Consider the following 19,276-nt stretch of genomic DNA (forward strand, 5'->3'; position numbering starts at 1 on the left):
GGCCGGGGAAGGTCCCGCACGGGGCGTCGGGGCGGTTCGCGGGGCCGGGGCAGCCCCCGGCCGGGACGTCCGGGCGGTCAGCGTTCCCCGCCCGGGACCCACAGCACGTCCCCGACGGCCTTGTTGGCGATCCGCGCCAGGATGAACAGCAGGTCTGACAGCCGGTTCAGGTACGTCGCCGTCAGCGGGTTCATGGTCTCGCCGTGCACCTCCAGCGCCGCCCACGTGGAGCGTTCGGCGCGGCGGACGACCGTACAGGCCTGATGGAGCAGGGCGGCGCCGGGGGTGCCGCCCGGCAGGATGAAGGAACGCAGCTTCTCCAGCTGGGCGTTGAACCGGTCGCAGTCCTCCTCCAGCCGGTCGATGTAGAACTGTTCGACCCGCAGCGGCGGGTACTCGGGGTTCTCCACGACCGGGGTGGACAGGTCCGCGCCCACGTCGAACAGATCGTTCTGGACGCGGGCGAGGACCTTCGCGACCTCCTCGTCCAGGTTCCCCAGGGCGAGGGCGGTGCCGATCACCGCGTTCGCCTCGTTGGCGTCGGCGTACGCGGAGATCCGCAGATCGGTCTTGGCGACCCGGCTCATGTCGCCGAGGGCGGTGGTGCCCTTGTCGCCGGTCCGGGTGTAGATGCGCGTCAGGTTGACCATGTGGTCAGCCTAGGCCGTGCCGTTTGGATCTTGTCGCATCGGGGTGCGGTGCGGTGCCGTTCCGGCCGGCCGACGCGAGCGGGGGCATGGGGGGTGGTTGCGCAGTTCCCCGCGCCCCTGTTTTGGCGGGGCCATCGTGTTTCACCTGCGGGCCGGTGGGGGGTTCTCGCGCAGTTCCCCGCGCCCCTGAGTGCCTGCGGCGGCCTGTGCGGGTGGTGCGTGGTTGCGGTTGCGCCTGCTCGTGGTGGGTGGGTCGGGTGCGCGCCGGGGGGTGTCCGTCCTCGGTGCGACGCTCTGTGCCTCACCTTCGTGCCGGGCGTTTTCGCCGCACGCTGCGGGCGGGCACCCCCCCGGCACGCCCCCTCCCCGCCGCGGGCGGCTGTCCGCCGTCGCACATACAGGTAGCAGGCGGCGCAGCGGCGGGGCGCGTGCTCGCGTAGCTGCGGGCAGTCGTGCCGCTGGGCGATGGGGGCGCGGGCGCCCGCCCCCTCCGGGGGAGGCACTCCGTCAGCGCCGGGGGGCGCGACCCACCCCCCTCTGGGGTGTGTTCCGGGGCGGGGACAAGACGGGCAGTCGGGAAGGTTTGACTCGGCGGGAGTTGACGTGATCGGTGTCTCATGCCGTGAGACGTGAGACGCGTTACTAACGCCGCCGCACCCGGCCTCACGACCGCTAGTGTCCGCCCGAGAACACAGTGAAACAGAGGGCGAACCAGGGGAGTGGGAGTGGCACGCAAACTTGCCGTCATCGGCGCCGGCCTCATGGGATCCGGCATCGCACAGGTCTCCGCCCAGGCGGGCTGGGACGTCGTCCTGCGCGACGTCACCGACGAGGCGCTGCGCCGCGGCACCGACGGCATCAAGGCCTCGTACGACAAGTTCGTCGGCAAGGGCAAGCTGGCCGCGGAGGACGCCGAGGCCGCCCTCGGCCGCATCACCGCCACCACCGACCTCGACGCCGCCGCCGACGCCGACATCGTCGTCGAGGCCGTCTTCGAGAAGCTGGAGGTGAAGCACGAGATCTTCCGCACGCTGGACAAGATCGTGCGCGAGGACACCGTGCTCGCCTCCAACACCTCCGCCATCCCCATCACCAAGATCGCGGCGGTGACGGAGCGCCCCGAACGTGTCGTCGGCGTCCACTTCTTCTCGCCCGTGCCGATGATGCAGCTCGTCGAGCTGGTCCGCGGCTACAAGACCAGCGACGAGACGCTCGCCGCCGCCCGCGCCTTCGCCGAGTCCGTCGGCAAGACCTGCATCGTCGTCAACCGTGACGTCGCCGGGTTCGTGACGACCCGTCTCATCTCCGCGCTCGTCGTCGAGGCCACCAAGCTCTACGAGTCCGGTGTCGCCACCGCCGAGGACATCGACCTCGCCTGCAAGCTCGGCTTCGGCCACGCCATGGGCCCGCTGGCCACCGCCGACCTCACCGGCGTGGACATCCTGCTGCACGCCACCGGCAACATCTACACCGAGACCCAGGACGAGAAGTTCGCCCCGCCCGAGCTGATGCGCCGGATGGTTGACGCCGGTGACATCGGCCGCAAGAGCGGGCAGGGCTTCTACACCTACTGATCCCGGCGACCGCCACCCCGGATCACCCTTCAGGGTGAATTGGGTATCGGTTCGCTTACAGGCAGCAACCCGATTGCCCTCGACGCAGTCAGAAGTTGCACAGCCACCGTCAAGTCGTACGCCACCGCACTCTCGGGGAGCGCATATGCACATCAGGGGCGACCACGTCGAGCTGGTCGTCGGGGGCCGCCTCGACGTCCGCAGCGCGGCGGACGCCCGTACGGTCCTGCACTCGGCCGTCGACGACGGCGTCGGCGACCTGGTGCTCGACCTGTCCGAACTGGACTCCTGGGACGCCACCGGACTCGGCGTCATCATGGGCGTCCACCGCCGCGCCGGCCGCTGCGGCCGGCGGCTCGTGCTGCGCGGCGTACCGCCGCAGATGCAGCGCCTGCTGGTCGCGACCCGGCTGCATCGCATCCTCGCCATCGAGGGCGGCCTCGCCGTGGACTCCCTGCCCCGGGTGTGACCCCCGGCGCGCGGGGGAGCCCAGGCCCCGCCCGAGACCGGCGAAAAGCGCCCCTCACACGCAATCCTCACGAGACTGTGATGTCTCGGACTGCCCGGTACCCCGGACTGTCGGAGATACTGAGCGAAGGTTTACGGTTCGTCTGCCCGCCGCCCGCAACCCTCGTGCGGGCACCGGACCAGAAGCGACAGCGCAGTGTGCGGCAGGCCGGGAGGGGCTACTCCACACAACGCTTTTGGGGGGCTTGAAACCTATGGACCCGAACACCCTGGGGCCCGAGGAGCACGGCCACGGAAGCGACGGCCACCCGTCGCGCCCGCGCCCGTCCAGGGACCCCCTCGCACCCGACCTCGGCCAGCACGCGACGCCCGTCCCGGCCCGCACCGCCCAGCTGGTCACCGGCGATCTCCTGCTCACCGTCAACCCCGTCGACGGCAGCGAGATCGAGCTGTGCCCGCCCGCCGAGCGCCCCGAACGGCCCGCGAAGTCCACCCCGGCCGAGCGCACCGAGTCGGCCCGAGCCGCCCGGCCGCCCGTGCCGCCCGGCCCCGCCTCGCCCGTGCTCGGCCTGGTCGGCCGTCAGGAGGAGCGCGAACAGCTCGTCCGGCTGCTCGCCCGCGGCCGTTCCGTCCGCCTCACCGGCCCCGGCGGTTCGGGCCGCACCAGCCTCCTCGACCTCGTCGCCGAGGACTGCGCCGACCTCGCCCCCGACGGCGTCGTCCGCCTCAGCGGCTTCCACCGCACCGCGAGCGAGCTGCTGTACGACCTGCTGTACGCCGTCCACACCGCCCCCGGACACCGCCCCGACCAGGACGAACTGCTCGCCCTCGTCCGGGAGATCGGCGCGGTCGTCGTCGTCGACGACCTGGAGTTCGGCGGCGCCGCCCTGGACGAACTGCTGGAGGCGACCCCCGAGTGCGCCTTCCTGTTCGCCGCCACCCCCGATGTGCCCGCACCCTCCGCCGATTCCGGTGTCGAGGAGGTCGTCCTCGGCGGCCTGGACCGGGCCGGCGGCATCGAGCTGATCGAGCGGTCCGTCGGCCGTGTCCTCACCGAGGACGAGGCCAACTGGGCGGGCGACCTGTGGTTCGAGTCCGAGGGGCTGCCGCTGCGGTTCGTGCAGGCCGGCGCCCTGCTGCGGCAGCGCGACCGGATGCTCGCCGACGCCGAGACCGCCGAGGACCTCGGTGTCTTCGAGGACGTCCGGCCCGCCGACGCCCCCGCCTCCGAGGCGGACACCGCCCTGCCCTCCCTCGGCGAGGCCGCCGCGCCCGCGCCGCTGCTCGCCTCCCGGCTCAGTGCCTCCGCCCGGGCCACGCTGCGGTTCGCCGTCGCCCTCGGCGGTGAGGTGCCCCACCAGGCGCACCTGCCGGCGCTGGTCGGCGACACCCACGCCGACGCCGCCCTCGGTGAACTCGCCGACTGCGGCCTCGTCTCACCGGTCGGCGCCCGCTACCGGCTCGCCGCCGGGGTCATCGCCCAGCTGGAGGCCGCCGGATACGCCGACGACCTCACCGAGCAGGCCCGTACCGCCGCCCGCCACTACACCTGGTGGGCCGGCCACCCCTCCGTCACACCCGAGAGGGTGTGCGCCGAGGCCGACGCCGTCCTCGCCGCGCTGAGCGTCCTCGCGCCGCTCGCCACCGCGCTGCCCGAGGACGACGAGGACGACGACGCCGGCGACCTCGCCGTGCAGCTCGCCCGCACCGCCGCGCCCGCCTTCGCCGCAGGCCTCCACTGGGGCGCCTGGGAACGCGCCCTGCGGTCCGGCGCGGAGGCCTCCCGCCTCGCCGGGCAGGTCGCCGACCAGGCCTACTTCCATCACGAGCTGGGCATCCTCGCCCTCTGCGGCGGCCGGCTCGACCGGGCCCGCGCCGAACTGGAGGCCTCCATCGGGCTGCGCGGCGCCCTCGCCGACAAACGCGGCACCGTCGCCGGCCGCCGGGCCCTCGCCCTCGTCGCCGACCGCGCCGGCGACACACCCGGCCTGCCCGTCACCGGGCCGACGGGGGCGACCACCGGCGAGGAGGTGCCGGACGCCCGGCACGACGAGTCGGCGTCACCGCCCGGCGGTGTGCCCGCGCAGTACCCGGCGCCGCCGCGCTCCACCGACGTCACGGCCGTCGTCACCCGCCGGCCGGCCGACGAGGACCGCGAGGACCGGGGCGGCCTGCGCGGTCTGGCCCGCCGCAACCTCGTCGCGGCCGGAGCGGGCGCGATGCTCGTCGCCGTGCTCGGTACGGTCGTCACGCTCGGCGCCACCTCCGACAACGACCCCGCGACCCCCTCCGACCGGGTCGCCACCGACCCGTCGGCCAGTCAGGGCGTGGACGGCGGCGCCCTCGGCGCCGACGCCCCCGCCGACGACACCGAGAACGGCGACACCGGCACCGCCACCAGCCGCCCCACCGACCCGGGCCCGGACGGGACGTACGGCACCGCCGACGACCCGACCCCGACCAGGAACACGCCCGGCCCGTCGGAGAGCGCCCGCCCCTCGGGCGGCGGCACGTCCTCCTCGCCCAAGCCGACGAAGACCCCCGGCGGGGGAACGAGCAGTGGCACCACCGGCGGCTCCACCAGCGGCAGCCCGTCGGGCGGCACCACGACCGGAGGCCCCACCGGCGGAACGACGAGCGGTACGACCGGCGGCACCGCCGACGGCGGCACGTCGACCGGCCCCACCGGTGGTACCACGAACGGCGGCACCACCACAGGCGGCGGGTCCACCGAAGGCGGCACCGACGGCGGCACCGCCGACGGCGGCACGACGACCGGCACCACCGGTGGAACGACCGGCACCACTGGTGGAACGACCGGCACCACCGGCGGCGACCCCGGCGACAGCACGGGCGGCGGCACCTCCTCGCCGAGCACCAGCATGTCGGCGAGCGCCCCGGAGAGCGCCGGCAGCAGCCCCAGCAGCACCGAGTCGGCCATCTGACGCGGCAGCGCCGTATCGCCGTACGGCCGTCACCGCCGTACCGGACGCCGTACAGCCGAAAGGGCCGGGTCCGTGACGGACCCGGCCCTGTGCGTCACGGCGGTCGTGCCACCGCGGCCCCGGTCAGAACAGCCGCAGCTTGTCGTCCTCGATGCCGCGCAGCGCGTCGTAGTCCAGGATGTGGCAGCCGATACCGCGGTCCGTGGCGAGGACCCGCGCCTGCGGCTTGATCTCCTGGGCGGCGAAGATGCCGCGGACCGGGGCGAGATGGGGGTCGCGGTTGAGCAGTTCCAGATAGCGGGTGAGCTGCTCCACGCCGTCGATCTCACCGCGCCGCTTGATCTCGACCGCCACGGTCTGTCCCTCGGCGTCCCGGCAGAGGATGTCGACGGGACCGATCGCCGTCATGTACTCGCGGCGGATCAGGGTGTAACCCTCGCCGAGCGTCTCGATGCGGTCCGCGAGCAGCTCCTGAAGGTGCGCCTCCACGCCGTCCTTGATCAGGCCCGGGTCGACGCCCAGTTCGTGCGTGGAGTCGTGGAGGATCTCCTCCATCGTGATGATCAGCTTCTCGCCCGCTTTGTTGACGACGGTCCACACGCCTTCCTCGTCGCCCGTGCCCTCCTTCAGCGTGCACGGCGGCGACATCCAGTTGAGGGGCTTGTAGGCGCGGTCGTCCGCGTGGACGGAGACGCTGCCGTCCGCCTTCACCAGGATCAGACGGGGTGCGGAGGGGAGGTGGGCGGTGAGCCGGCCCGCGTAGTCGACGGAGCATCGGGCAATGACGAGACGCATGGTCGGCAACGCTACTCGACGGGCCGGTGTGCACGCGATTCGCCCAGGAAAACGCATGTTCCGCGATGGCCGATTGTGTACCGGACAACAAGTCTCTATGTCGGCATTCTCCTGGTGCCGCCACCGCCCGCGACCTACCGTAGAGAACGGGAGGTCGCGATGTGTGCACGCAGCGTGTCCGTTGTTCCGGCATGGCGAACTCCCTTTCCCTGTCCGGCAACCCCTGCTGTGCGGGGGTGCGAGAGGAGAACCCATGTCGCTCGACGTCTCACCGGCCCTACTCGAACAGGCCGAGCGAGGCGAGGTCGACGAAGCTGACTTCGTCGACTGCGTCCGGACCTCCCTGCCCTATGCGTGGGAGATGATCAGCTCCCTGGTGGCACAGCTGAAGGTGGACGGCGGTGCGTTCGCCGACAACCAGACGCCCCCGCCGGACGAGCAGGCACGCGGTCAGCTCCTGCGTGCGCTCGCGAGTGACGCCATCCGTGGAGCGTTGCAGCGGCACTTCGGTGTGCGGCTCGCATTCCAGAACTGCCACCGTGTGGCGGTGTTCCCGCAAGACGCCTCCGCCGACGAGACGCTCGCGCGTTTCACCTCGGTCCGCAGCCAGCTGCTGAACCAGTCTCCGGAACTGCGGGACTGCTGAGCAGTGAGCCGCTCGCTTGCCGCTCCGTACGTGGGAGGTGCAGTCGGTACCGGAGCGGCAAGCTCCATGCGCGGCACGGGAGTTCAGCGCAACTGGGGCAGCACCTCGGCGCCGAGCCGGCGGACGTTCTCCTCCGTCGCCGCGAGATCCCCGGAGCCCTCCACCAGCAGGGCGAACCGGGAGATACCGGTGCGCTCGCCGGTCGCGGCGAGACGGTCGGCGCACAACCGCGGCGTGCCCACCGGGTGCAGCCCGCAGAGCAGTTCGGTGTACGTCAGCGGGTCCCGCATCCGGCGGACGCGGCCGTCGACCGTGACATGCGCGTCGAGGCCCTGTTTCAGCCATCCCGGCATTGCCTTCGTCAAGGTCTCCACGGCGTCGGTGCGCCGGTCGGCGATCTGGCAGACACCCGCGGAGACATGCGCGGCGGTGCGGATCTCGTCCTCCGGGCGTCCGGCCTCCCGCGCGCACGCGCGCCACAGGGCGACCATCTCCGCCTTCTCCTCGTCGCCGATGTGCATCCCGAGCAGCATCGGCAGTCCCCGCTCCGCGGCCAGCCGTACGCTTCCCGGCGAGGTGCACGCGACGACCACCTCCGGCCCGTCGGTCTCCGTCAGCGCCTCCGACGGGCGCGGTACGACGGGCACTTCACGGAAGCGGTACCGCTCGCCGTCCGCCGCGACGGCCGGCTCGCGCAGCCAGCGCATCAGCAGATCGAGTGATTCGGGGAACCCCGACTCGTACGCGGCGAGCCCCGCGCCGAACACCTCCAGGTCCACCCAGGGCCCGCCCCGCCCGACCCCGAGCGAGAACCGGCCGCCGCTCGTCATGTGCAGCAGCGCCGCCTGCTCGCCGACGGCGACCGGATGCTGCGTCGGCAGCACGCACACCGCCGTCCCCACCCTGATGCGCCGGGTACGGCCCAGCAGTAACGCCGCGAGTGTGAGCGCGGACGGACAGGTGCCGTACGGCACGAAATGGTGCTCGGCCAGCCAGACCGAGTCCAGCCCTGACTCCTCGGCGACCTCGGCGGAGCGGACCGCACGGTGCAGCGCCTCCCCCTGGCCCTGACCCGGGAACTGGGCCGCCAACACGAAACTTCCAACGCGCATGTGCTTGTCCTGCCTTCTGGCTCCGACGCGGAGCTCCCCCGCCCGGCATAACCGTCTGACACGTGCCGAGGACACGGCCTGTCGGGTGGATTTGCGGATTGTCTGGAGAATGGGCGGGGCGAGGGACGTCGAAAAGCCGCCGACGGGCACCGGAGCGCCTCCCGGACGCGGCCGTCCGCCGCGTACGCTGGACGGCGTCCCTGCTCCCCGTACAGCTCCGAGAGGTGTTCCGTGTCCCCGCGTCGCAACCGTCCCAAGGGTTCCGGTGGATCGGGCCGCAGCGCGGAGGAGGACCGGCCCGGCCGCTACGGCGGCTGGCAGTCCGGCGTGGAGTGGCAGGGCGAGATGTGGAACGTCCGGCATGTCGCCGGGGCGAGCGCCCAGGGCAAGACGTACCGCTGCCCGGGCTGCGACCAGCTGATCCCGGACGGCGTGCCGCATGTCGTGGCCTGGCCCGACCACGCGGGTGTCGACGACCGCCGGCACTGGCACAAGGCGTGCTGGAACGCACGGGACCGCCGCACCACGCGGGTGCAGCGGTCCCGTAACGCGCCCAGGTTCTAGCCCTGGTTACACGTCCCGCTTCTGAAGCAGGGCGAACGCGCCGGCGAACGCCGCCGCCGTCACCCCGAGCATGATCCACAGCGGGTCCCAGCCGGACGGGCCGGAGTCCGTCAGCGACGAGGCGTAGAAGACGCCGAGCTGGCTCGGGATGGAGTACTCGAACAGCGCCTGCCGCAGGTCCTGCAGCGACTCCGCGAACATGAACAGCGCCATCACCAGCGGTGCCAGCACCAGACCGATCATGATGGTGATCGCGCCCGCCGAGTGCCGGATCACCGAGCCGATCACCAGCGACAGCAGCCCGAGCAGCGCGATGTACAGGGACACCCCGACCGTCGCCTTGAACAGCTCCGAGCCCGTCGGGTCGTCGGCGTGGCCGACCATGGCGACCTGCGCGAACGCGACGAACGACGCCGACACCAGCGTCACCGTGAACGCCACCAGGAAGAAGACGATCGCCTTCGCCGTGAGCACCCGCCCGCGCGAGGGGCACGCCACCATCGTCGTGCGGATCATGCCGGTGCCGTACTCGGACGCCGTCGTCAGCACACCCAGGGTGATGATGCACATGCTGCCGAGCAGCAGCCCGAAGAAGCCCAGCGACAGCGCGTTCTCGCCGTCCAGGTCGCCCTCGGAGGTGTTGGCCGCGACCAGGGCGCCCGTCGCCAGGCCGATGCCGACGACGAGGAACACGAACACGCCCAGCGTCCACATCGTGGAGCGCACCGAACGCATCTTCGTCCACTCGGAGGCCAGCGCGTGCCCCAGGTGGGTGCGCACGACGGGGATCGGCGAGGTGTAGCCGCCGTACGACGGGTTCGCCGCCTGCCAGGCGGGCTGCGCGGCCTGCGGAGCGGGGGACTGCGGGGTGCTCATCGGGCGTCCTCGGACTTCGGTTCGGCGTCGGTCAGCGGGGCGGCAGCGGCCGGGGCGCCCTGCGGCGCGGCATCGGCCGGCGGAGCGGCGGGTGCGGCGGCGGGCTGCGGCGGCGCGGCAGGGGCGGCGGCAGCGGCCGGCGACGGCGCGGGTGTGGCAGGGGCCGCCTGCTGGGCGTACGGGTTCGGCTGTCCCGCGGGGACCGCGCCGGGCGCGCCGTACCCACCGCCGTACGGGCCGCCCTGGGGCGGTGGCGGGGCGTACCAGCCGGGCTGGCCCTGACCCGGCACCGGCATCGGCGGCTGCATGCCGGGCGGCAGCGGCTGTTGGAGGCCGGCCTTCTGGTCGACGGTGGAGCGGTAGTCGACGGCGCCCTGCGTCATCCGCATGTACGCCTCCTCCAGCGACGCCTGGTGCGGCGACAGCTCCCACAGCCGTACGCCCGCCTCGTGCGCGATGTCGGAGATACGCGGCAGCGGCAGCCCCGTGACGCGCAGCGCGCCGTCCTGCTCCGGCAGTACGTGCCCGCCCGCCTCGGCCAGCGCGGTGCTCAGCTTCTCCCGCAGCTGCGGCTCGGTGTCGGGGGTGCGCACCCGCGCGAAGTCGGCGGAGTTGGCCGAGATGAAGTCCTTCACGCTCATGTCGGCCAGCAGCTGACCGCGCCCGATCACGATGAGGTGATCGGCGGTCAGCGCCATCTCGCTCATGAGATGGGAGGAGACGAAGACCGTACGGCCCTCCGCCGCGAGTGCCTTCATCAGGTTCCGCACCCACAGGATGCCCTCCGGGTCGAGGCCGTTGACCGGCTCGTCGAAGAGCAGCACCTGTGGATCGCCGAGCAGCGCGGCGGCGATGCCGAGCCGCTGGCCCATGCCGAGGGAGAACCCCTTGGACCGCTTCCGTGCCACGTCCTGCAACCCGACCACGCCGAGCACCTCGTCGACCCGGCGGGCCGGGATGCCCGACAGCTGGGCCAGGCTCAGCAGATGGTTGCGGGCGGACCGGCCGCCGTGCACCGCCTTGGCGTCCAGCAGGGCACCGACCTGGCGGGCCGCGTTCGGCAGCTTCCGGTAGGGGTGGCCGCCGATCGTCACCGTCCCCGAGGTCGGGTTGTCGAGGCCCAGGATCATCCGCATCGTGGTCGACTTGCCGGAGCCGTTGGGGCCCAGGAAGCCGGTCACGGCGCCGGGCCGTACCTGGAAGGACAGGTTGTACACAGCGGTCTTGTCGCCGTAGCGCTTGGTCAGGCCGACTGCTTCGATCATGCTCCGCACCCATCGGATGGTCAGGACAGCGGGGCACACGCCCCCGTAAGGGTTAGGAGGATATCCGGGCGTCGACGGTTCCCTTCAAGACAAGGCAAAATCCGTGGCGCTTCGCCCGGGTATTGTCCAGTGCGGACCGGGGCGCCGGCGCGGAGAGCCTTCCGCCAGCCCTGTGCCGACAGGACACGACAGGGATCACGTCCGGCATCACCGCCACAGGGATGCGGCGCCGGCCGACGACTGGAGTCGCATGCGCACTCGCACGGGCCGCCTCGCCGCCACGCTCACCGCCTCGCTCGTCGCGCTGACGGCCGGCTGCGCGGTTGACGGCACCCGGCAGGGAGCGGCCCCGAAGGCGAGACCACCGCCGGGGCATCTGGGCCGGGCCCCGCGGAGACTCCCGCGTGGCAGGGCAAAGCGGACCAGGAAGACGCGATACGCGACGCCGCGAGCGCCCTGGACGCGGGTGAGTCCGAGGGAGCCCGGCGCATCGACGAGGGGATGGTCCGCCTGTCGGAGGGGCTGACCTGGACCCTCAGCGCCGACGGCGCGCCGCACACCCTGGCGGTGACCTGCCAGGCTCCCGGCCCCCGCTCCCTGACGCTCACCCTGACCCGGGGCTCCGCACACAGCGAGTGGGACGTGACCTGCGGGGACCGCGAGGCGGACCGGTTCGCCGTGCCCGCCGGCAGCACCTTCACGGCGCACATCCCCGCAGCCGGACCGGGTGTCGACGCCCTGGTGCTCTGGCGGTTCGACGCCGAGGACCCCGCGGACGTGGACGGATGCCCCGATGACATCGCGGGGTGCGACACCTGACCGTGGGGGGCAGCCGAACGGACGACGTGACCTCACGGACGGGTTCTAGGCGTCACGCTTCTTCAGCAGCGCGTACCCGCCCGCGAGGGCCGCCAGCACCCACAGCGCCATGATCCCGAGCCCGCCCCAGGGGCCGTACGGGGTGTCGTCGTCGAACGGCGTGACCACCTGCATGATCTTGCTGCCGGCTTGGTCGGGCAGGAACTGCCCCACCTTCTTCGTCGCGTCGACATTGCCGAGGATGTTCGAGATCAGGAAGAAGAACGGCATCAGGATGCCCAGCGACAGCATGGGGGAGCGCAGCATCGCCGCCACCCCCATCGAGAACATCGCGATCAGCGTCATGTAGAGGCCGCCGCCGATCACCGCCCGCAGCACCCCCTCGTCACCGATGTGCGCCCGGTGCCCGCCCAGCATCGCCTGGCCGAGGAAGAACGTGGCGAAGCTCGTCGCCATCCCCACCACCAGCGCCAGCCCCGCCGCCACCGCGATCTTGCTGAACAGGAAGGTGCCGCGCTGCGGCACGGCCGCCAGCGAGCTGCGGATCATGCCGGTGCTGTACTCGTTGGACACCACGAGCACCCCGAACACGATCATCGCCAGCTGACCGAGACTCATCCCGGCGAAACTGATGAACGTCGGATCGAAGTCCGCCCGGTCCCGCGCGCTCAGCTTGTCGAACTCGTTCCTCGACAGCGCCGAGATCAGCATGCCGAGGGCGATCGTCACCACCACGGCCAGCGACAGCGTCCACACCGTGGACGCCACCGACCGGATCTTGGTCCACTCGGAGCGGATCACCTGCGCCGCCGCCATTGTCAGCTTCCCTTCTTCCAGCCCTCGCCCCACTGCCGTTGCGGCGCGGGCGGCGCCTCGGCGTGCGCGTGGTACTCGACCGACTCCGCCGTCAGCCGCATGAACGCCTCCTCCAGAGAGGCCTGCTGCGGACTCAGTTCGTGCAGCACGATCCGGTTCTCCGCCGCTAGCTCACCGATCCGCTCCGCCTCGCCCCCGCCGGCCTCCAGCACCCCGCCGCCGGCCTCCACCACCGTGACGCCCGCGCGGTGCAGCACATCCAGCAGCTTCTCCCGCTCCGGGCTGCGCACCCGCACATAACTGCGGGAGTTCCGCGCGATGAAATCCGCCATCGACGTGTCCGCCAGCAGCCGGCCCTGACCGATCACCACCAGATGGTCCGCCGTCAACGCCATCTCGCTCATCAGATGACTCGACACGAACACCGTCCGCCCCTGCGCCGCCAGCGATTTCATCAGCGTGCGGATCCAGTGGATGCCCTCCGGGTCCAGCCCGTTCACCGGCTCGTCGAACATCAGGATCCGCGGATCGCCCAGCAGCGCCGCCGCGATACCCAGCCGCTGCCCCATGCCCATCGAGAAACCCTTGGTCTTCTTCCGGGCCACCGCCGACAGACCCACCGTCTCCAGCACCTCGTCCACCCGGCGGCGCGGGATGCCGTTGCTCTGCGCGAGGCACAGCAGATGGTTGTACGCGCTGCGCCCCGGATGCCAGGCCTTCGCCTCCAGCAGGGCACCGATGTACGTCAGAGGGTCCCTCAGACGGTCGTAGTGCTTGCCGTCGATCCGTACATCACCCGCGGTCGGCCGGTCCAGACCCAGGATCATCCGCATCGTCGTCGACTTGCCCGCGCCGTTCGGACCGAGGAACCCCGTGACGATGCCCGGTCTGACGGCGAAGGTGAGGTTGTTGACCGCCAGTTTCTCGCCGTACCGCTTGGTCAGCCCCTCCAGCTCGATCATGCACGCCACGCTAGAACGACGCGGAGCCCCCCGCCACCGCAGTGGCAGAGGGCTCCGCGGATTTCCGCCGTCGTACGCCGGGACGTCAGCGGGACTGCTGCGCCGGCACCCCACGGGAGATCGGCTCGTCGTCCGTGGACGGCGTGCCCGCCGCGGCCACCGCCGCACCGGTCAGCGTCGCCAGCATCTCGCGGACGTTCGTCAGCTGGGCGTTGATGGAGTCGCGACGGTTGGTCAGCGCGGCCAGCTCACGCTCGGACTCCGAGCGGATGCGGTCGGCCTTGGCGTTGGCGTCCGCCACGATGTCCTCGGCCTGACGCTGAGCCGTCTCCACGGTCTGGCGGGCGCGGCGCTCGGCGTCCGTGCGCAGCTTCTCCGCCTCCAGACGCAGCTGCTCCGCACGGTGCTCGATCTCGGCGAGGCGCTTCTCCGCCTTCGCCTGACGCGAGGCCAGGTCACGCTCGGACTGCTCACGCCGCTTGGCGAGGTTCGTCTCGAAGTCGGCGGCGGCCTGCGCGGCCTTGGCGCGCGTCTCCTCGAACAGCGCGTCGGCCTCCTCGCGCTTGGACTGCGCGTCCTTCTGCGCCTCGGCACGCAGCTGCGCGGCGTCGCTCTTGGCCTTCTCGACGATCCGGACGCCCTCGTCCTCGGCCTTGGCCTTCGCCTCCGCGGCGTACGCCTCGGCGTCGTTGCGCACCTGCTGGGCGGCGGACTCGGCCAGCTCACGGTGCTGCTCGGCCGCGCGGCGGGCCTCCTCGCGCAGATCCTTGGCCTCTTCCTCGGCCAGCCGGAGGATCTTCTCGACTCGGGCGCCGAGACCGGCGTAGGACGGCTCGGCGTCCGCCACCGCCGCCTGCGCGTTCTGCGTCTCGAGGTGCAGCTCCTCGATGCGCTTTTCCAGAGCGGTGATGCGGGCGAGAGCGCTGTCACGGTCGGAGACGAGCTTGGAGATACGTTCGTCCACCTGAGCGCGGTCGTACCCACGCCGCACAAGCTCGAAGCCGTAGGGGGAAGTGTCGCTCATGGGGTTCCTGTCGAATGAGACCGGTGAGGTGATAGGGGGAATCCTAGGGGCCGGAGCGGTGTGTCATCGAGCGGATACGTGTTTGATCTGGAGAATGACACCTCTTTTGGGTGGCTCACCTCCACAACGCTTGCCAAAGACTTGGGCAAAGGCCCCAGAAGACACCCGAAGCCACCGAGAAGGCTAGCCGTCTGACGACTTGCCACCCGAACGAGGGGCCCCCACCGTCGCACCCGCCTTGACGCCGCCGTCCTTGCCGGCCGCCGGCGCCTCGAACGACTCCAGCGCCTCCAGCACATCCTGGACCCGGGAGATCTCGGCGTTGATGTCCTCGCGCCGACGCACCAGGATCTCCAGCTCCCGCTTGCCCTCCTCGACCGTGCGGCGGGCCTCGCGGATCGCCTCCGCCTTCAGCTCCTCGGCCTCCTTGACCAGCTTCGCCTTCTTCTGCTCGGCCTCCTTCAGCAGGCCCTCCGCCTTCTTCACGGCGGCGATACGGACCTTGCCCGCCTCGGAGTTGGCCTCCGAGACGATCTCCTTGGCCTTCGCCTGAGCCTTGGCGAGCTGTTCCTCGGCCGCCTTGATCAGCGCGTCGCAGCGGTCCCCGGTCGACTTCATCGTCTCCGCCGCCTCACGGCGGGCCCGCTCGTGCAGCTCCTCGATCTCCGAGGTGATCCGGTCGCGCAGCTCCTCCGCACGCTCCCTTATCTGCGTGGCGTCCCGGCGCGCACCGACCAGCAGCTCGTCGGCGTCCGTACGGGCCTTCTCCACCCGCGCGTTGCCCTCCACCGTCGCCTCGGCGACGATCCGGTCGGCCTCCTTGCGGGCCGCGCCGACCATCGTGTCCGCCTGCGCCTCCGCGTCCGCGGTCGTCTTCAGCGCCTGCTCCTGCGCCTCCGCGAGCAGCTTGTCGACCTCCGCCGTCGTCTCCGTGATCAGCGTGTCGACCTGCTCCGCGGCCTCGCTGCGCCGCTTGTTGGCGTCCTTGCGCGCCTCGTCCAGCGTCCGCTCGGCCTCCTCGCGGGCCGCCGTGAGCAGCCGGTCGGCCTCCTCGGCCGCCTCCGACTCCACCCGGTCCGCCTCGGCACGGATCCGCTCCGCGTGCGCCTGCGCCGACCCGACCGTCTCCGCGGCCTCGGCACGCAGCCGCTCCGCCTCGTCGGTGGCCTCCGCCAGCAGCTTGTCGGCCTTCGCGACGGCCTCGGCACGGACCCGGTCCGCCTCCTCCAGCGCCTCCGCGCGCAGCCGGTCCGCCTCCTCGACCGTCTCCGTCGTCAGCCGCTCCGCCTCGCTGCGGGCCTCCGTGATCAGCGTGTCCGCCTGCGTCGCCGCGTCCGACCGGATCCGGTTGGCGTCCTCACGGGCGTCCGCCCGGGTACGCGCCGCGTCCTGATCGGCCTGCGCCAGCGTGTCCGACGCCTCCGTCCGCAGCCGCTGCGCGTGCTCGGAGGCGTCCGCGCGCAGCCGCTCGGCCTCCGCGAGCGCCTCGGCCGTCGTCCGCTCCGCGAGCGCCTTCGCCGCCTCGGACTCCTCCTGCGCCTCCCGGCGCAGCCGCGTCGCGTCCTCGCTCGCCCGCTCCCGCTCCGCGTAGGCGTCGGCGCGGACCCGGTCCGCCTCCTCCTCCGCCTCCCGGCGCGTACGCTCCGCCGCGACCTCGGCCGCCGACCGCAGCCCGGCGATCTCCTCCTGCGCCTGCTCGTGCAGCCCCGCCACCGAGTCACGCACCTGCTGCGCGTGCTGCTCCGCCGCCGCGACCATCTCGGTCGCCCGCCGGTCGGCCTCCTCGACCAGCCGGACCGCCTCGGCCTGCGCCTCCTCGACCCGCGTACGGGCGCTCGCCAGCAGCTCCTCGCTCTGCTCACGCGCCCGCTCACGCTCCTGGTCGGCCTCCTGACGCGCCGACCCCAGCAGCTCCTCCGCCTCACGGCGCCGCCGCGCGGCCTCCTCCTGCGCCGCCGCCAGCGTCTCCGACGCCTCCGCGGCCAGCCGCTCCGCCGCCGCCTGCGCCTCCGCGCGCATCCGGTCGGCGCTCTCCTGCGCCTCCGACTTCAGCCGCTCCGCCTCCGCCGCGGCCTCCGACCGCAGCCGCAGCGCCACCGACTCGCCCTCGGCGCGGGACGCCGCCGCGTCCGCCGCGGCCTCGTCACGCAGCCGCGCGGCCTCCTCCTCGGCCTGCTGCCCCAGCGTCCGGATCCGCTCCGCCGACTCCGCGCGCAGCCGCTCCGTCTCCTCGGCCGCCTCACGGCGGATCCGCGCCGCCTCCTCACGCGCCTCCGACAGCGCCTGCTCGGCCGCCGCCAGCCGCTCCTCGGCCTCCCGCTGGAGCCGCGTCAGCTCCTCGGTGGCCTCCTCGCGCCGGGCCGCGACCGCCCGCTCGGCCTCCTCGCGCAGCTCCCGTGCCGCCCGCTCGGCGTCCGCCTTCAACGCCTCCGCCTGCTCGGCGACCTCCGCGCGGTGCCGCTCGGCCTCCTTGCGGGTGCGCTCCAGCGTCTCCTCGGCCTGCCGGCGCAGCGTCGTCGCCCGCTCGATCGCCTCCGTGCGGACCTTCTCGCTGTCCGACGTGGCGGTCTGCCGCAGCTCGTCCGCGTCCGCCTTCGCCTTGGCGAGCAGCTCCTCCGCCGACTTCGCGGCCTCCTCGATCTGCGCCACGGCCTCCTTGCGGGCCTCCGCGCGGATCTTCTCGCCCTCCGCGACCGCGTCGGCACGCAGCTGCTCCGCCTCGCCGCGCAGCCGGCGGGCCTCCTCCTGCAGCTCGACCGTCTTGGCGCGGTACTCCTTCGTGTCGTCCTTCGCGGCGCCCTTCAGCTGCTCGGCGATGTCGTGCGCCTCGGCCCGCAGCCGGTCCGCCTCCGCCTCGGCCTCGGAACGGATCCGCTCGGCCTCCTCGGCCGCGGCCTTCGTGGTGCGCCGGGCCTCCTCGGACGCCTTGTTCAGCACGTCCTCGGCCTGCTTCGCGGCCTTCGACAGCTGGGTGGCGGCCTCCTCCGCGGTGACCGAACGGGCCTTCTCCGCGGCCTCCGCGACGATCTTCTCGGCCTCGGCCCGCGCCTCGGCGATGACCTGCTCGGCCTCCGCCTTCGTCGCCTCGGCCTCCTTGGTGGCCTCGCTGACCAGCCGGGCGACCTGCTCCTTCGCCGTACGCGTACGGGTCTCGTTGGCCGCCTCGGCGTTCGCCAGCGCCTTCGCGGCGCTCTCCTTGGCCTCCGTGACCAGCTTCTCCGCCTCGGCCTGCGCCTTGCGCAGCGCCTCCTCGGCCTCCGCCATCCGCTGCTCGGCGGCCCGGCTCAGCTCCTGCGCCTGCCGGCGCGCGGCCTCCGACTCCGACGCCGTCGACGTACGCAGCTGCTCGGCGTGGTCGGTGGCCTCCTGCGCCTGCGTCGACGCGGCGTTCAGCAGCCGCTCCGCGTCCGCGCGGGCCCGGCGCAGCAGTTGCTCCGCCTCGGCGCGCGCCGCCTCCGCCTCCGACTCCAGCCGCTGGCGGGCCTCCGCGGTCAGCCGCTCGGCCTCCGCGCGGGCCTGCGCCATGGCCTGCTCGGCCTCCGCGCGGGACTCCTCCAGCAGCCGGCGGGCCTGCGCCTCCGTACGGGCACGCAGCTGCTCCGCCCACGCCACGTTCTCGTTGACGTGCGACTCGACGGTGGCGCGGCGCTCGGCCAGCTCCTGGTCCAGCTGCTGGCGGCGGGTCACCGCCTCCTGGTGCAGTTCCGCCTGGAGCCGGGCCGCCTGTTCGGCGTGCTCCTGGAGGATGCGCTGGGTCTGCGCCCGTGCCTGGCTCAGCTCGCGCTCGGCGTCCGCGCGGATCTGGTCGGCCTGCATCTGCGCGTTGCGCAGCAGCTGTTCGGCCTGGTAGCCGATGTCCGCCCCGTCGAACGCGGGCCGGGACATGATGGTGCGCCGCGCCTCGTGCAGCTTGGCGCGCAGCACCTCGACCTGGTAGCCGAGGTCCTCGGCGTGCTGGATCGCCTTTTCCCGCTCGGTCTTCAGCCGCTTCATCTCGGCTTCGAACCGAGTGAGGTGGTCGACGTCAGCCGCCGGCTCCCGCTCCTGGCTCTCGTAGCCCCGCACTGCGCGGTCCCATCCGTCCCCTGGTCGCATCTCTCCGAACGAGCACCGTCCAACCGCCGAACGGGGCCCCCGGGGAATGGTGTCAGATCGGCGGCGGAGCCTGGGCTGCCGCCCCGGCGTTCCCTCCCCGAAACCAAGGCCCCGGAAGTCCCTGAGCCAAGGGCGCAGGGACCTGGCGCCGCTTGGTTGGGCGGCGACCGCACCCAACCCTACCGGCCCTTATGTACGAGGGTCAGTGCTCGTCCGACTCAACAGGGGCCGAAGTGACCAGTTCCGTGAGGACACCGTGGCAGTCCTTGGGGTGCAGGAACGTGATCCGCGACCCCATCGAACCGCGCCGGGGCTCCTCGTACAGCACACGTACGCCCTTGTCGCGGATGGCGGCGGCGTCCCCGTCCACGTCGGCCGTGCCGAAGGCGATGTGGTGGACACCCTCGCCGTTCTTGGCGAGCCACTTCGCGACCGTGGAGTCCTCGCGGACGGGTTCCAGCAGCTGGAGGTAGGAGGCGCCGCCGTCCGACGTCTCGTTGATCTTGAGCATGGCCTCGCGCACGCCCTGCTCCTCGTTGACCTCGGTGTGGAACACCTCGAAGCCGTACGTGGTCCGGTAGAACTCGACGGTGGCGTCGAGGTCGTGGCAGGCGATCCCGATGTGGTCGATTCGCGTCAGCATGCGTTCAGTGCAGCGCTCCCGG

General features: G+C 72.5%; 16 protein-coding genes. 6 read left to right on the top strand and 10 right to left on the bottom strand.

What is annotated here, in order from left to right; translation table 11 throughout:
* Window positions 1-77: 77 nt before the first annotated feature.
* A complete protein-coding gene (locus MTQ10_RS08305; protein ID WP_247463969.1) occupies window positions 78-650 on the bottom strand; it encodes a cob(I)yrinic acid a,c-diamide adenosyltransferase in 573 nt (190 codons plus the stop codon).
* Window positions 651-1,375: 725 nt separating this feature from the next.
* On the opposite strand from MTQ10_RS08305, the gene MTQ10_RS08310 reads away from it, so the two are divergent.
* The 3 genes from MTQ10_RS08310 (at window position 1,376) to MTQ10_RS08320 (ending at window position 5,637) form a co-directional block, all read left to right on the top strand.
* On the top strand, window positions 1,376-2,224 hold the full coding sequence (locus MTQ10_RS08310) for a 3-hydroxyacyl-CoA dehydrogenase family protein (protein WP_247463972.1): 849 nt from the start codon (window positions 1,376-1,378) through the stop codon (window positions 2,222-2,224).
* 145 nt (window positions 2,225-2,369) lie between these two features.
* The gene (locus tag MTQ10_RS08315) at window positions 2,370-2,693 is read left to right on the top strand and encodes an STAS domain-containing protein (protein ID WP_247463973.1); all 324 of its coding nucleotides are present in this window, start codon (window positions 2,370-2,372) and stop codon (window positions 2,691-2,693) included.
* A 253-nt stretch (window positions 2,694-2,946) separates the two neighbouring features.
* On the top strand, window positions 2,947-5,637 hold the full coding sequence (locus tag MTQ10_RS08320; RefSeq protein ID WP_247463975.1) for an ATP-binding protein: 2,691 nt from the start codon (window positions 2,947-2,949) through the stop codon (window positions 5,635-5,637).
* 123 nt (window positions 5,638-5,760) lie between these two features.
* Here MTQ10_RS08320 and nucS read toward each other — a convergent pair whose 3' ends face one another.
* On the bottom strand, window positions 5,761-6,432 hold the full coding sequence (gene nucS / locus MTQ10_RS08325; protein ID WP_247463977.1) for an endonuclease NucS: 672 nt from the start codon (window positions 6,430-6,432) through the stop codon (window positions 5,761-5,763).
* A 253-nt stretch (window positions 6,433-6,685) separates the two neighbouring features.
* On the opposite strand from nucS, the gene MTQ10_RS08330 reads away from it, so the two are divergent.
* On the top strand, window positions 6,686-7,078 hold the full coding sequence (locus tag MTQ10_RS08330; RefSeq protein ID WP_247463979.1) for an SCO5389 family protein: 393 nt from the start codon (window positions 6,686-6,688) through the stop codon (window positions 7,076-7,078).
* An 83-nt stretch (window positions 7,079-7,161) separates the two neighbouring features.
* Here MTQ10_RS08330 and MTQ10_RS08335 read toward each other — a convergent pair whose 3' ends face one another.
* Window positions 7,162-8,190 carry an LLM class flavin-dependent oxidoreductase gene (locus MTQ10_RS08335; protein WP_247463981.1) on the bottom strand — a complete coding sequence of 343 codons (1,029 nt, stop codon included), beginning with the start codon at window positions 8,188-8,190 and terminating at the stop codon, window positions 7,162-7,164.
* A 231-nt stretch (window positions 8,191-8,421) separates the two neighbouring features.
* On the opposite strand from MTQ10_RS08335, the gene MTQ10_RS08340 reads away from it, so the two are divergent.
* The gene (locus tag MTQ10_RS08340; RefSeq protein ID WP_247463983.1) at window positions 8,422-8,754 is read left to right on the top strand and encodes an ATP/GTP-binding protein; all 333 of its coding nucleotides are present in this window, start codon (window positions 8,422-8,424) and stop codon (window positions 8,752-8,754) included.
* Between the two features lie 6 nt (window positions 8,755-8,760).
* Here MTQ10_RS08340 and MTQ10_RS08345 read toward each other — a convergent pair whose 3' ends face one another.
* Together MTQ10_RS08345 and MTQ10_RS08350 are read right to left on the bottom strand one after the other, a co-directional pair.
* On the bottom strand, window positions 8,761-9,630 hold the full coding sequence (locus MTQ10_RS08345) for an ABC transporter permease subunit (RefSeq protein WP_247463985.1): 870 nt from the start codon (window positions 9,628-9,630) through the stop codon (window positions 8,761-8,763).
* Window positions 9,627-10,895 (bottom strand): ABC transporter ATP-binding protein, encoded by a 1,269-nt coding sequence (locus MTQ10_RS08350; protein WP_247463987.1) that lies wholly within the window; start codon window positions 10,893-10,895, stop codon window positions 9,627-9,629. The genes MTQ10_RS08345 and MTQ10_RS08350 overlap by 4 nt, the downstream gene beginning before the upstream one ends.
* A gap of 501 nt (window positions 10,896-11,396) precedes the next feature.
* Here MTQ10_RS08350 and MTQ10_RS08355 point away from each other — a divergent pair.
* Window positions 11,397-11,714, top strand: a complete 318-nt coding sequence (locus tag MTQ10_RS08355; RefSeq protein ID WP_247463990.1) for a hypothetical protein — start codon at window positions 11,397-11,399, stop codon at window positions 11,712-11,714.
* A gap of 45 nt (window positions 11,715-11,759) precedes the next feature.
* Here the strand turns inward: MTQ10_RS08355 and MTQ10_RS08360 are convergent, their stop codons facing one another.
* From MTQ10_RS08360 to mce, 5 genes are all read right to left on the bottom strand, one after another.
* On the bottom strand, window positions 11,760-12,530 hold the full coding sequence (locus MTQ10_RS08360; RefSeq protein ID WP_247463993.1) for an ABC transporter permease: 771 nt from the start codon (window positions 12,528-12,530) through the stop codon (window positions 11,760-11,762).
* Between the two features lie 2 nt (window positions 12,531-12,532).
* Window positions 12,533-13,492 (bottom strand): ABC transporter ATP-binding protein, encoded by a 960-nt coding sequence (locus MTQ10_RS08365; RefSeq protein WP_247463996.1) that lies wholly within the window; start codon window positions 13,490-13,492, stop codon window positions 12,533-12,535.
* Between the two features lie 85 nt (window positions 13,493-13,577).
* A complete protein-coding gene (locus MTQ10_RS08370) occupies window positions 13,578-14,516 on the bottom strand; it encodes a cellulose-binding protein (RefSeq protein WP_247463999.1) in 939 nt (312 codons plus the stop codon).
* A 183-nt stretch (window positions 14,517-14,699) separates the two neighbouring features.
* Window positions 14,700-18,581 carry a polarized growth protein Scy gene (scy, locus tag MTQ10_RS08375; RefSeq protein WP_247464003.1) on the bottom strand — a complete coding sequence of 1,294 codons (3,882 nt, stop codon included), beginning with the start codon at window positions 18,579-18,581 and terminating at the stop codon, window positions 14,700-14,702.
* Window positions 18,582-18,813: 232 nt separating this feature from the next.
* The gene (gene mce, locus MTQ10_RS08380; protein WP_247464007.1) at window positions 18,814-19,254 is read right to left on the bottom strand and encodes a methylmalonyl-CoA epimerase; all 441 of its coding nucleotides are present in this window, start codon (window positions 19,252-19,254) and stop codon (window positions 18,814-18,816) included.
* Window positions 19,255-19,276 lie beyond the last annotated feature (22 nt).

Origin of the sequence: Streptomyces sp. XM83C (assembly GCF_023072675.1) — a bacterium.
GTDB classification, from domain to species: Bacteria; Actinomycetota; Actinomycetes; order Streptomycetales; family Streptomycetaceae; genus Streptomyces; species Streptomyces thermocoprophilus.

What these genes read in the sequence shown, in the direction of transcription:
- mce (WP_247464007.1), bottom strand. Translation starts at nt 19,254, where the DNA reads ATGCTGACGCGAATCGACCACATCGGGATCGCCTGCCACGACCTCGAC.
- MTQ10_RS08355 (WP_247463990.1), top strand. Translation starts at nt 11,397, where the DNA reads ATGGTCCGCCTGTCGGAGGGGCTGACCTGGACCCTCAGCGCCGACGGC.
- MTQ10_RS08360 (WP_247463993.1), bottom strand. Translation starts at nt 12,530, where the DNA reads ATGGCGGCGGCGCAGGTGATCCGCTCCGAGTGGACCAAGATCCGGTCG.
- MTQ10_RS08350 (WP_247463987.1), bottom strand. Translation starts at nt 10,895, where the DNA reads ATGATCGAAGCAGTCGGCCTGACCAAGCGCTACGGCGACAAGACCGCT.
- MTQ10_RS08365 (WP_247463996.1), bottom strand. Translation starts at nt 13,492, where the DNA reads ATGATCGAGCTGGAGGGGCTGACCAAGCGGTACGGCGAGAAACTGGCG.
- nucS (WP_247463977.1), bottom strand. Translation starts at nt 6,432, where the DNA reads ATGCGTCTCGTCATTGCCCGATGCTCCGTCGACTACGCGGGCCGGCTC.
- MTQ10_RS08305 (WP_247463969.1), bottom strand. Translation starts at nt 650, where the DNA reads ATGGTCAACCTGACGCGCATCTACACCCGGACCGGCGACAAGGGCACC.
- MTQ10_RS08320 (WP_247463975.1), top strand. Translation starts at nt 2,947, where the DNA reads ATGGACCCGAACACCCTGGGGCCCGAGGAGCACGGCCACGGAAGCGAC.
- MTQ10_RS08345 (WP_247463985.1), bottom strand. Translation starts at nt 9,630, where the DNA reads ATGAGCACCCCGCAGTCCCCCGCTCCGCAGGCCGCGCAGCCCGCCTGG.
- MTQ10_RS08370 (WP_247463999.1), bottom strand. Translation starts at nt 14,516, where the DNA reads ATGAGCGACACTTCCCCCTACGGCTTCGAGCTTGTGCGGCGTGGGTAC.
- MTQ10_RS08315 (WP_247463973.1), top strand. Translation starts at nt 2,370, where the DNA reads ATGCACATCAGGGGCGACCACGTCGAGCTGGTCGTCGGGGGCCGCCTC.
- MTQ10_RS08330 (WP_247463979.1), top strand. Translation starts at nt 6,686, where the DNA reads ATGTCGCTCGACGTCTCACCGGCCCTACTCGAACAGGCCGAGCGAGGC.
- MTQ10_RS08335 (WP_247463981.1), bottom strand. Translation starts at nt 8,190, where the DNA reads ATGCGCGTTGGAAGTTTCGTGTTGGCGGCCCAGTTCCCGGGTCAGGGC.